The sequence below is a fragment of the Litorilituus lipolyticus genome (genome assembly GCF_006439335.1).
Taxonomy (GTDB): domain Bacteria; phylum Pseudomonadota; class Gammaproteobacteria; order Enterobacterales; family Alteromonadaceae; genus Colwellia; species Colwellia lipolytica.
The window spans coordinates 25930-38801 of the sequence record NZ_SAWY01000038.1; the positions used below are offsets into that span (position 1 = coordinate 25930).

8 protein-coding genes are annotated in these 12872 nt (G+C 37.1%); 5 read left to right on the top strand and 3 right to left on the bottom strand.

All coding sequences use genetic code 11. The features are described 5' to 3' along the window. Nucleotides 1-42: 42 nt before the first annotated feature. From nrdB to ubiG, 3 genes are all read right to left on the bottom strand, one after another. Nucleotides 43-1173 carry a class Ia ribonucleoside-diphosphate reductase subunit beta gene (gene nrdB, locus EPA86_RS15100; protein WP_140605092.1) on the bottom strand — a complete coding sequence of 377 codons (1131 nt, stop codon included), beginning with the start codon at nt 1171-1173 and terminating at the stop codon, nt 43-45. Between the two features lie 88 nt (nt 1174-1261). Continuing rightward, nucleotides 1262-3532 (bottom strand): class 1a ribonucleoside-diphosphate reductase subunit alpha, encoded by a 2271-nt coding sequence (nrdA, locus tag EPA86_RS15105; RefSeq protein WP_140605094.1) that lies wholly within the window; start codon nt 3530-3532, stop codon nt 1262-1264. A gap of 446 nt (nt 3533-3978) precedes the next feature. Continuing rightward, nucleotides 3979-4716, bottom strand: a complete 738-nt coding sequence (gene ubiG / locus EPA86_RS15110) for a bifunctional 2-polyprenyl-6-hydroxyphenol methylase/3-demethylubiquinol 3-O-methyltransferase UbiG (protein ID WP_140605096.1) — start codon at nt 4714-4716, stop codon at nt 3979-3981. 321 nt (nt 4717-5037) lie between these two features. Between ubiG and gyrA the strand changes: the two genes are divergently transcribed. The 5 genes from gyrA (at nt 5038) to rpsA (ending at nt 12862) form a co-directional block, all read left to right on the top strand. Beyond that, nucleotides 5038-7737, top strand: a complete 2700-nt coding sequence (gene gyrA / locus EPA86_RS15115) for a DNA topoisomerase (ATP-hydrolyzing) subunit A (protein ID WP_140605098.1) — start codon at nt 5038-5040, stop codon at nt 7735-7737. A 173-nt stretch (nt 7738-7910) separates the two neighbouring features. After that, a complete protein-coding gene (serC, locus tag EPA86_RS15120; RefSeq protein WP_140605100.1) occupies nt 7911-8993 on the top strand; it encodes a 3-phosphoserine/phosphohydroxythreonine transaminase in 1083 nt (360 codons plus the stop codon). A gap of 1 nt (nt 8994) precedes the next feature. Then, nucleotides 8995-10275, top strand: a complete 1281-nt coding sequence (gene aroA, locus EPA86_RS15125; RefSeq protein ID WP_140605102.1) for a 3-phosphoshikimate 1-carboxyvinyltransferase — start codon at nt 8995-8997, stop codon at nt 10273-10275. An 85-nt stretch (nt 10276-10360) separates the two neighbouring features. Further along, nucleotides 10361-11059 (top strand): (d)CMP kinase, encoded by a 699-nt coding sequence (cmk, locus tag EPA86_RS15130; protein WP_140605104.1) that lies wholly within the window; start codon nt 10361-10363, stop codon nt 11057-11059. A gap of 141 nt (nt 11060-11200) precedes the next feature. After that, nucleotides 11201-12862, top strand: coding sequence for a 30S ribosomal protein S1 (rpsA, locus tag EPA86_RS15135; protein ID WP_140605106.1), 1662 nt, complete (start codon nt 11201-11203; stop codon nt 12860-12862). Nucleotides 12863-12872 lie beyond the last annotated feature (10 nt).

Sequence of the window (12872 nt, forward strand, 5' to 3'; positions counted from 1 at the left end):
ATAATGCTTTGATTACGATACACCTAACGAAGGTAGGCACTTTTATAGATCAAAATCATCAAAGTCATCGGCATCAACAGTTGAGTCTACTTGACCAACAAGATAACTTGATATTTCAGACTCTTGCGGAGCTACTTGTACATTGTCACTCACTAAATAGGCGTTCATCCATGGTAACGGGTTACTTTTAATGTCGAAAGGTGCATCAAAACCTAAAGCTGCAAGTCTTTGATTTGAAATGTATTCTATGTATTGATTTAAGATTTCTGCATTTAAACCAATCATTGAACCATCTTTGAATAGGTATTCTGCCCATTCTTTTTCTTGTTCAACAACATCAAGGAAGATTTGCAAACCAGCATCTCGCATTTCTTCACTAATGACTTTCATTTCAGGATCATCTTTGCCGGCTGCCCAGTTATTAATAATATGTTGGGTACCAGTTAAATGAAGTGCTTCATCACGTGCAATTAGACGGATAATCTTTGCATTACCCTCGAGTAGTTCTCGTTCAGCAAAAGCAAATGAGCAGGCAAAACTAACATAGAATCTAATGGCTTCAAGGGCATTAACTGAACAAACAGCTAAGTAGAGGCGCTCTTTTAATTTCCTTTTGTTAACTTCAATCGTTTTCCCTTCAACTTCGTATTGTCCTTCACCCTGAGATTGCAACAATTGTGTTGTTAAAATCACATCATCAAAATATTTAGCGATACTTGATGCACGTTTCAAAATAGCTGGGTTAACAACAATATCATCAAAAACTTCACCAGGTTCAGTGAACAGGTTACGTAATATATGAGTATATGAGCGAGAATGGATTGTTTCACTAAAAGCCCATGTCTCAACCCATGTTTCAACTTCAGGTAATGAAACTAACGGTAATAAAACAGCATTAACTGAGCGAGCAGCCATTGAGTCTAGTAATGTCTGATACTTCAAATTAGAGATAAATATATGCTTTTCAGAGTCAGTTAAACTTTGCCAATCGGCTCTATCTTTTGAAACATCAATTTCTTCAGGGCGCCAGAAGAAAGAGAGTTGCTTTTCAATAAGCTTTTCAAAAGCAGAGAAGCGTTGTTGGTCATAACGAGAAACATTAACACTGTTACCAAGAAACATTGGTTCTAACAATGCATCATTTGGTGTTTGATTAAAGGTAGTATAAGGCATGACTATTTATCCTAAATTGCCGTTATATAGCAGCATAAACAAAGAGTTTATACTGCTTTAGAATATGTTTTTAAAAATGAAAAAATTGTTAGATTTTACAAGCACCACCAGCACAACCGTCGTCTTCTACCTCAACATCATCCGTCGCGCCATCGCGTGTGTTGTGATAGTACATGGTTTTAACGCCTAGTTTATATGCAGTTAAAATATCTTTTAATATTTGTTTAACAGGTACTTTTCCACCTTCAAATTTAGAAGGATCATAATTTGTATTCGCTGAAATGGTTTGGTCAACAAATTTTTGCATGATGCCAATTAATTCAAGGTAACCATCGTTACTTGGAATATTCCAGAGTAATTCATAATTATCTTTTAAGTTTTTATAATCAGGTACAACTTGCTTTAAAACACCATCTTTACTTGATTTAACGCTAATTAAACCTCTTGGAGGCTCAATACCGTTAGTTGCATTTGATATTTGAGATGATGTTTCTGATGGCATTAAGGCTGATACAGTTGAGTTTCTAACACCATATTCTTTAATGCTCGCTCTTAGGCTTTCCCAGTCTAAATGCAGTTTTTCACCGGTAATGTCATCAATTGACTTTTTATAAGTATCAATCGGTAAAATGCCTTGTGATAAACGTGTTTCATCAAACTTAGGGCAAGCACCTTGCTCTTTAGCAAGTAGGTTACTTGCTTTTAACAAGTAGTATTGAATTGCTTCAAATGTTCTATGAGTTAGATTATTCGCACTGCCGTTTGAATAATATAAACCATTTTTAGCTAAGTAATATGCATAATTAATAACACCTATACCTAGTGTACGTCGTGACATAGATGCATTTCTTGCTGCAGCAATAGGGTAGTCTTGATAATCTAACAAGCTATCTAACGCACGTACTGCCAAATCAGCTAAACCTTCAAGCTCATCGAGGGAGTCAATTGCGCCTAAGTTAAAAGCAGACAATGTACAAAGTGCAATTTCTCCACTTTCATCATTAATGTCATCCATCGGCTTTGTTGGTAAAGCAATTTCTAAACATAAATTACTTTGACGTATTGCGGCTTTTGTTGGTTCAAATGGGCTGTGAGTATTACAGTGATCAACGTTTTGTAGATAGATACGACCTGTGCTCGCACGTTCTTGTGCAAATAAAGTGAATAACTCTATAGCTTTAATACGCTTTTTACGAATATTCTCATCATTTTCATATTGCAGATATAACTGTTCGAATTTCTCTTGATCTTCAAAGAAAGCATCATAAAGGCCAGGTACATCACTTGGGCTAAACAAGGTTATTGAACCACCTTTGATTAAGCGTTGATACATTAATTTATTAAACTGTACGCCATAATCTAGATGTCTTACTCGGTTTTCTTCAACACCACGGTTGTTCTTTAGAACAAGTAAGCTTTCAACTTCTAAATGCCAAAGTGGGTAGAATAATGTGGCTGCTCCACCTCGAACACCACCTTGAGAACAGCTTTTAACCGCTGTTTGAAAGTGTTTATAAAAAGGGATACATCCTGTGTGGAATGCCTCACCGTTTCTTATAGTACTACCTAGGGCTCGAATACGACCTGCATTGACACCAATACCAGCACGCTGTGATACGTATTTAACAATAGCACTTGAGGTTGCATTGATAGAGTCTAAGCTATCATCGCATTCAATTAGTACACAAGATGAAAATTGTCTTGTTGGTGTTCTTACGCCTGCCATAATAGGGGTAGGCAGTGAAATTTTAAATTGAGAAATTGCGTGATAAAAATCTTCTACATATTGCAAACGTGTTTCGGCAGGATATTTTGCGAATAAACATGCAGAAACTAAGATATATAAGAATTGGGCACTTTCATATATCTCACCACTAACACGGTTTTGAACGAGATATTTACCTTCTAATTGCTTTACCGCGGCATAGCTAAAGTTAAGGTCGCGACTATGATCTAAGAAGCTTTCAATTTTTTCAAAATCTTGTGCAGTATAGTCTTGTAAAATATGCTGATCATATTTTCCTGATTCTATTAATTTAACGACATGATCATACAGTTTCGGTGGTTCAAATTGACCATAGGCTTTTTTTCTTAAATGAAACACTGCTAATCGTGCGGCTAGATATTGATAATCAGGAGTTTCTTCTGATATTAGATCTGCAGCTGATTTAATAATGGTTTCATGAATATCTTCTGTCTTAATACCATCATAAAATTGAATATGAGATTTCAATTCAACTTGAGATACAGAAACATCTTCAAGACCATCTGCAGCCCAAGCAATGACGCGGTGAATTTTCTCTAAATCAATGGCTTCTTTTTCGCCATTACGTTTAGTTACAAAAAGATTATTATTCATGAATTACCTATACGCAATTATTGTTATTGTTCCCTAATGAAAAAATCCTTCACTTGACTTGAACCTAAAAAGGTCTGTAAGCGCTGAAATAACAACTGAACACTGAATGCACAATATCTAGGGATTTTTATAATTATAAGCACAAGATAATGAGGTTTTGCTTTTTTTGCAAGAGGAAAAATAGGCCATTTTTACCCTCAAAATCACTTAACAAAAATCGGTTAGTCTTTACTAACCTACTACAGCTAATTTATTTGGTAATAGGATAAAAGCAACGATTTTTTTGCACTATTTTTTTAAGGTAAAATATATTTTATTAAAAATTGGCTAAGTGATTAATTGATAGACAGTTTAGGATTGTAAAAAATAATAACCCTCTATATCAGAGGGTTAGGTTGGAATGTTGTTTAGGCTATTGTTTAATCATTGTGGTCTTTTTTACAACACTATGAATTAACTTTACGACAGCAAATTATGTAATTTACATCGAGCGACGAGGTAAGGGTATGATTCTCGGTAATTGGATTGTAGTGAATACCACAAGTATCTATACATTTTAAATTACTTCGCTCTGACCATGCAATCAATTGGGAAGGACGAATGAACTTATCATGGTCGTGAGTTCCTTCTGGTACAAGTTTTAAAATCTTCTCAGCAGCCAGAATGGCAAGTAAGTAAGATTTAATATTTTTATTTAATGTAGAAAAGAAAACGAGTCCACCAGGTTTAACCAGTTTAGAACACGAGGCAACAACAGATGCTGGGTCTGGCACATGTTCTAACATTTCCATACACGTAACAATATCAAAGGCTTCTTCATTTGATGCAGCCTTGTCTTCTACTGTTGTTTTTTCGTAATTAATAGTCAATTTCGATTCTAACGCATGAAGTTTTGCTACATTAAGTGGTTCAGTTCCCATATCGATACCAGTCACCTTTGCACCTAGTTTAGCTAAAGATTCTGATAAAATACCGCCGCCACAACCGACATCAATTACTTGTTTATCGAAAATGCCTTCATGTTTATATACTGGATGCTCAGCGATATGCTGATTAATGAATTGAACTCTCAAAGGGTTAATTTGGTGTAACGGCTTAAAATCTCCGCTTAAATCCCACCAAAGGTGAGCAACACTTTCAAACTTTTCAATTTCTTCAGGATTAACGTTTTCTGTCTGATTCATGGACAATACAATCTATTTAAAAGGGTTAAGTATTGAGACGATTCTAAACCAAAGCGTTTTTTAAACAAAGGGGATAGATCAATTGTATGTAAATTAAGGTGATTGTGAACAATTTATGCGCATAGTATTGGACATAAATTAGCCTAAAAATTATCATTAAATAAAGCAGTATGGCATATGAAAATTTTATGCTAGTATGCTGCGTTGATTACTAAATTAGTAATATTAAGATAACAATAAAAATCTTTGTATTTTGATGTTAGTTTTGATGAATATTTATCATTCAAGCTACAAGAATAAGTTAAGGGATACCGTCAATTTATGTCCGATCTGGCCAAAGAAATAGTTCCAGTCAATATTGAAGATGAACTAAAAACTTCCTATTTAGATTATGCCATGAGCGTTATTGTTGGGCGTGCATTGCCTGACGTTCGTGATGGTTTAAAACCAGTGCATCGTCGTGTTTTATTTGCGATGGATGTATTAGGTAACGATTGGAACAAAGCATATAAAAAATCAGCACGTGTTGTTGGTGATGTAATAGGTAAATATCACCCTCATGGTGATACCGCGGTTTATGACACCATAGTTCGTATGGCTCAGCCATTCTCTATGCGTTACATGTTAGTAGATGGGCAAGGTAACTTTGGTTCTGTCGATGGTGATAGTGCCGCTGCAATGCGTTACACCGAAATCAGAATGGACAAAATTGCTCATTCAATATTAGCTGATTTAGATAAAGAAACTGTTGATTTCGTTCCCAACTACGATGGCACAGAGCATATTCCAGCTGTAATGCCAACGCGTATTCCTGCGCTTTTAGTTAACGGTTCTTCAGGTATTGCTGTTGGTATGGCGACAAACATACCACCGCATAATTTAACGGAAGTCATTGATGGTTGCTTAGCGTTAATAGATAACAACGATATTACTATTGACGAACTATTACAGCATATTCCTGGGCCTGATTTCCCAACGGCTGGCATTATAAGTGGTCGTGCAGGTATCGAAGAAGCATACCGTACAGGACGTGGTAAGATTAAAATTCGTGCTCGTGCTGAAATTGAAGTGAATGAAACAACGGGTAAAGAGATTATTGTTGTTCATGAACTGCCTTATCAAGTTAACAAAGCTCGCTTAATTGAGAAAATGGCTGAACTTGTTAAGGAAAAACGTTTAGAAGGTATTTCTGCCTTACGTGATGAGTCTGATAAAGACGGTATGCGTATGGTTATTGAAATTAAACGTGGTGATGTAGGTGAGGTTGTACTAAACAATCTTTATAAATTAACTCAAATGCAAGTGTCGTTTGGTTTGAATATGGTGGCATTAACTAATGGCCAACCAAAAATATTCAATCTAAAGGAAATGCTTGAAGCGTTTGTTTTACATCGTCGTGAAGTTGTTACGCGTAGAACCATTTTCGAATTAAGGAAAGCACGCGAACGTGCACATATCCTAGAAGGTCTATCAATTGCCTTAGCAAATATAGACCCAATCATCGAAATGATTAAGAGTTCTAGTAATAGAAAAGAATCAGAAGAAAAGTTAATTTCTCAAGGTTGGCAGTTAGGCAATGTTGAACATATGCTTAGCGCTGCAGGTAATGATGCCGCTCGCCCTGAATGGTTAGAGCCAGAATATGGCATTCGTGATGGTTTGTATTACTTAACTGCAGAGCAGGCAAAAGCTATTGTAGATTTACAGTTATATAAACTTTCAGGCATGGAACATGAAAAAATTCTAAGTGAGTACAAAGGGTTATTAGACGTAATTGCTGAATTAATGCATATTCTTGCTTCACCTGAGCGTTTAATGGAAGTTATTTGTGAAGAATTAAATGCTATTAAAGAAGAATTTGGTGATGAAAGAAGAACTGAAATCACTAATGCTTCACATGATTTATCACTAGAAGATCTTATTTCAGAAGAAGATGTTGTAGTTACTTTGTCACATGAAGGTTACGTGAAGTATCAAGTACTTTCAGATTATGAAGCTCAGCGTCGTGGTGGTAAAGGTAAAGCGGCTACCAAAATGAAAGAAGAAGATTTCATTGAACGTTTATTGGTTGCAAATACCCATGATACGATTTTATGTTTCTCTGACCGCGGTAAATTATATTGGCTGAAAGTGTATCAATTACCATTAGCTAGCCGTACCGCAAGAGGAAGACCAATTGTAAATATTCTTCCTTTAGAAAAAGATGAAAGAATTACCGCAATATTACCAGTTCGTGAATATGAAGAAGATAAATACATTATCATGGCAACTGCCTCTGGTACGGTTAAGAAGACGGCACTAACTGCTTATTCTAACCAACGCGCGAACGGTATTATCGCGCTAAATTTACGTGATGATGATACCTTGATTGGTGTTGACATTACTGATGGTAATAACGATATCATGTTGTTCTCTGATGCAGGTAAGGTTGTTCGCTTTAATGAAAAACTGCGTGATAGTGAGACTGGTGAAATTAAGATTGACCCTGAAACAGGCGAACAACGTTGGGCACTAAAACCTATCGGACGAACAGGTACAGGTGTACGAGGTATCAAACTAGAAGGTGAACAAAAAGTCGTTTCTCTAATTGTACCGAAGAACGATGGTGCAATCTTAACTATTACACAGAATGGTTATGGTAAACGTACTGATTTAGCTGAATATCCAGCTAAGAGTCGAGCGACTAAAGGTGTCGTCTCGATAAAAGTTAGTGAGCGAAACGGACCTGTTGTTGGTGCTGTTCAAGTTGAAGAGCAAGATGAAATAATGCTTATTACTGACAATGGTACACTTGTGAGAACACGTGTAAATGAGGTAAGTGTTATTGGCCGAAATACACAAGGTGTTCGAATGATTCGTACAGCTGAAGATGAGCATGTTGTTGCGCTTCAGCGAATAGATGAAATTGAAGACAATGAAGCCGAGACAACTGACGAACCATCAGTTATTGAAGGTCAAGTTAGCCCAGAGCACGATGCTCAACAGAACGAAGATGATAACGCTGATACAACAGCGGAATAATCTCTAAGTTCTACAATAAAAGGCGGCTAATAACCGCCTTTTTTATATTTAAATTTTAATACAGCGTTACTCAAATATATTAATAAATAAGAATCTAATCTCAATTTTTGAGAACAGCGCTGTCATTTATTAAGTGATGATTTAATCAGAAGCATTATTAATTAGGAAAACCTATGTCAGAAATATTTAATTTTTGTGCTGGTCCAGCCATGTTACCAAAAGCTGTAATGGAAAAAGCTCAACGAGAGTTTATCAATTGGCAATCTACGGGAAGCTCCGTCATGGAATTGAGTCACCGTAGTAGCATATATATGGATATGGCTAAACAAGCGGAACTTGATTTAAGAGAATTGATGTCTATCCCTGATAATTATCACGTTTTGTTTTGTCATGGTGGTGGTAGGGGGCAATTTTCTGCTGTTCCTCTTAACCTTTTACCACAAGGTAAAACAGCTGATTATATTATTTCAGGATCTTGGTCAAAGGCTGCGGCCATTGAAGCTCAAAAATTTGGCAATATAAACACTGTCGATATTACCTTAAGTGGTGAGCAAACAAGTGTTCTCCCTTCAAAAGATTGGCAATTAACCCCTGATGCGGCGTATGTACATTATTGTCCTAACGAAACCGTTAACGGTATTGAGATTTTTGAAATTCCTGAAACCAATGGCGTGCCTCTAGTTGCAGATATGTCTTCTACCATTTTATCTCATGAAATAGATGTCTCAAAGTTTGGCCTTATTTATGCTGGAGCACAAAAAAATATTGGCCCTTCAGGTTTAACGATTGTGATTGTGCGTGATGATCTTGTTGGTCATGAACAACCTGCAACTCCGTGCATTATGAATTATAAAACCTCAGCCGATAACGATTCTATGTACAATACACCGCCAACGTATGCATGGTATTTAGCAGGTGTGGTATTTAAATGGTTAAAAGAGCAGGGAGGTGTAAAAGCCATTGCAACTATAAACCAAGCAAAAGCAGATCTATTATATAAAGCTATCGACCAAAGTACTTTTTATCAAAATAATATTATTGACCAGTATCGTAGCAAAATGAATGTACCGTTTTGGTTGAAAGATGAGACTTTAAATTACCAATTTTTAAAAGAAGCCGAACACGCAGGCTTAACCGCATTAAAAGGACACAGAATTGTCGGTGGAATGCGAGCAAGCATATACAACGCTATGCCAATTGAAGGTGTGCAAGCGCTTGTAGAATTTATGCAACAGTTTGAAGAGAGGAACATGTAAAGTGGAGCAGTTAACATTAAATCCAATTGACTCGATCAATGGAGAAGTTTTTTTACCCGGATCTAAAAGTTTATCGAATCGAGCATTACTCATCGCAGCTTTAGCTAATGGTGAGACAAAAATCACCAACTTATTAGTGAGTGATGATATTAACCATATGCTAAACGCATTACGCACTTTAGGCGTAGATTATTCGTTAAGTGACTGCGGTACAGAGTGTACCGTGGTCGGTAACAATGGATTCTTTAAAACAAACGAACCACTAGAGTTATATTTAGGTAATGCCGGCACTGCAATGCGACCTTTATGCGCGGCACTTGCAGCGAGTGAAGGTGAGTTTATTTTAACTGGTGAACCTAGAATGAAAGAGCGTCCAATTGGTCATTTAGTTGATGCTTTAATGCAATTGAACTCTGATATAGATTACCTTGAAAATAAAGACTATCCGCCAGTAAAAATTCATGGAAAATCACTTGAAGGAAATACCGTGACGATTGACGGTTCTATTTCAAGTCAATTCCTTACCGCAATTTTGATAATTGCCCCATTACTTAACTCTGATACTCACATCAAGATTGATGGTGACTTAGTATCTAAACCCTATATAGATATTACCCTGAATATCATGTCGCGTTTTAATGTTAGCGTTAAGAATAATGATTACAAATCGTTTTCAGTGACAGGTAATCAAACCTATCAAGCTGTAGACAAATATATGGTTGAAGGTGATGCATCATCAGCATCATATTTTCTAGCAGCAGGTGCCATTAAAGGCGGGGAAGTTACTGTTCATGGTGTTGGTAAATTAAGTGTTCAAGGTGATAAACATTTTGCAGATGTACTTGAGAAAATGGGTGCTGATGTTCAATGGCGTGACGAATCAATCAAAGTCGTTGGTAAACCTTTAACGGCTGTAGATATGGACATGAATCATATTCCTGATGCGGCCATGACCATTGCTACAACAGCATTATTTGCTACAGGCACCACCACTATTCGTAACATCTATAATTGGCGTGTAAAAGAAACTGACCGCTTGAATGCTATGGCCACTGAATTACGCAAAGTTGGCGCTGAAGTTGTTGAGGGAGAAGATTTTATTTCAATTACACCACCTAGCGATATAACGCATGCTGAAATAGATACTTATAACGATCATCGCGTTGCTATGTGCTTTTCTCTAGTTGCTTTAAGTGATACGCCTGTGACAATAAATGATCCTAAGTGTACTGCCAAAACGTTTCCTGATTATTTCGATAAACTGTCGCAAATATCTTGTTAACCATCGCAGAAGAGAATATTTTTGGCGATTTTACGTTACAAATCTCGTATAATGCCGCCGATTTTTGATGTTAGGAGAAATGTGTATGCAGGAAAGCATTCCAGTAATTACAATAGATGGACCTAGTGGTGCGGGTAAAGGTACAGTCGCTAGGATAGTTGCAGACCAGCTAGGTTGGCACTTATTAGACAGTGGTGCAATTTATCGTGTCCTCGCCGTTGCACTGCAACATCACAACGTAAGTTTAGAAGAAGAAGAGCCTCTCATTCCTTTAGCGGCACATCTTGATGTGCAATTTGAAATAAACAGTCAAGGTGAAGCTAAAGTAATTTTAGAAGGTGAAAATGTCACTGATTCAATTCGTACTGAAGAGATTGGTGCGTTAGCTTCACAAGTAGCTGCATTTCCTAGAGTTAGGGAAGCGCTATTAAGAAGACAACGTGCTTTTAGTCTTGCTCCTGGCTTGGTAGCTGACGGTCGAGATATGGGAACCGTCGTATTTCCTCAAGCACCTGTTAAGATATTTTTAACCGCAAGCGCTGAAGAAAGAGCAGAGAGAAGATTTAATCAGTTGAAAGAAAAGGGCTTTGATGTTAAAATCGGGCGCCTTTTGGATGACATACGTCAAAGAGATGAGCGAGATCAGAACCGAAAGGTTGCTCCGCTTGTTCCTGCTGAAGGTGCGTTAACCCTTGATTCTACTGACCTTTCCATACAGGAAGTCGTCAATAAAGTCCTGTCATTTGCGAATGAAAAGTTAACACAATTACAATACACTTCTTAACGTGTAATTAGCTAAAAACTAGCTATAGTTAACATGTTTAAGAATAACTTTAGGCCTACTGTAAGGATGCACTGGGCTATTTTAACAACCCCATGATACAAGAACGTAGATTGGATTAATAACTGAGTTTATATACAAGTTATGACTGAAAATTTTGCACAACTTTTTGAAGAAAGTTTAAAAGAAATCGAAACTCGTCCGGGTTCAATTATCCGTGGTACTATCGTTCAAGTTAACAAAGACAATGTAATTGTTGATGCTGGCTTAAAATCTGAGAGTGTTATCTCAATTGATCAATTCAAAAACACTGCTGGTGAAGTAGAAGTAAGTGTTGGTGATGAGATCGATGTTGCATTAGATGCAACTGATGATGGTTTCGGTGAAACAATTCTTTCTCGCGAAAAAGCAAAACGCCACGAAGCATGGCAAGTGCTTGAAAAAGCATACGAAGAAAAAGAAACTGTTATCGGTGTTATCAACGGTAAAGTTAAAGGTGGTTTCACAGTTGAAGTTAGCAACATCCGTGCTTTCTTACCTGGTTCATTAGTTGATGTTCGTCCAGTACGTGACACTGCTCACCTTGAAGGTAAAGATTTAGAATTCAAAGTTATTAAGCTTGATCAAAAGCGTAATAACGTAGTTGTTTCACGTCGTGCAGTTATCGAAGCTGAAGGTAGCGCAGAACGTGATGAATTACTTGAGTCATTAGCTGAAGGTCAAGAAGTTAAAGGTATCGTTAAGAACCTTACAGATTACGGTGCATTCGTAGATCTTGGCGGCATTGACGGTTTATTACATATCACTGATATGGCTTGGAAACGTGTTAAGCACCCAAGTGAAATCGTTAACGTTGGCGATGAAATTCAAGTTAAAGTACTTAAGTTTGACCGTGAACGTACACGTGTATCACTAGGTATGAAGCAGTTAGGCGAAGATCCATGGGTAGCAATTGCTAACCGTTACCCAGAAGGTTCTAAACTTTCTGGTCGCGTAACTAACTTAACTGACTATGGTTGTTTTGTTGAAATCCAAGAAGGTGTTGAAGGTTTAGTTCACGTTTCTGAAATGGATTGGACAAACAAAAACATCCACCCATCTAAAGTTGTTAACTTAGGTGATACTGTTGAAGTACTAGTATTAGAAATTGATGAAGAACGTCGTCGTATTTCTTTAGGTCTTAAGCAATGTATTGCTAACCCTTGGGAAGAGTTTGCTAAAAACTTCAACAAAGGTGATAAAGTTTCAGGTAAGATCAAATCAATTACTGACTTTGGTATCTTTATCGGCTTAGACGGTGGTATTGACGGTTTAGTTCACTTATCAGATATTTCTTGGAACGGCGGTGATGAAGCTGTTCGTGATTACAAGAAAGGTGACGAAATCACTGCAATCGTATTACAAGTTGATCCTGAGCGTGAGCGTATTTCTCTTGGTGTTAAACAAGCAGAAGACGATCCATTCAATATGTATCTGACAGATAAGAAAAAAGGTGCTATTGTTACAGGTAAGGTTGCTGAAGTAGATGCTAAAGGTGCTAAGATTGAATTAGCAGAAAGTGTTGAAGGTTACCTTCGTGTTGCTGATATCTCTGTTGAACGTGTTGAAGATGCAACTTCAGTACTTTCTGTTGGTGATAGCGTTGAAGCTAAGTTTATGGGTGTGGATCGTAAGAACCGTACTATTAGCTTATCAATCAAAGCGAAAGACCAAGCAGATGAGCGTGAAGCTATGGATAACTTAAACCAAGCTGAAGAAACTGGTTTAAGTGCAATGGCAGCAGCGTTTAAAAACGCACAAAACTAATTTACTTTAG

Coding starts and splice junctions, on each gene's coding strand:
- nrdA (WP_140605094.1), bottom strand. CDS start 3,532: ATGAATAATAATCTTTTTGTAACTAAACGTAATGGCGAAAAAGAAGCC.
- ubiG (WP_140605096.1), bottom strand. CDS start 4,716: ATGAATCAGACAGAAAACGTTAATCCTGAAGAAATTGAAAAGTTTGAA.
- serC (WP_140605100.1), top strand. CDS start 7,911: ATGTCAGAAATATTTAATTTTTGTGCTGGTCCAGCCATGTTACCAAAA.
- nrdB (WP_140605092.1), bottom strand. CDS start 1,173: ATGCCTTATACTACCTTTAATCAAACACCAAATGATGCATTGTTAGAA.
- rpsA (WP_140605106.1), top strand. CDS start 11,201: ATGACTGAAAATTTTGCACAACTTTTTGAAGAAAGTTTAAAAGAAATC.
- cmk (WP_140605104.1), top strand. CDS start 10,361: ATGCAGGAAAGCATTCCAGTAATTACAATAGATGGACCTAGTGGTGCG.
- gyrA (WP_140605098.1), top strand. CDS start 5,038: ATGTCCGATCTGGCCAAAGAAATAGTTCCAGTCAATATTGAAGATGAA.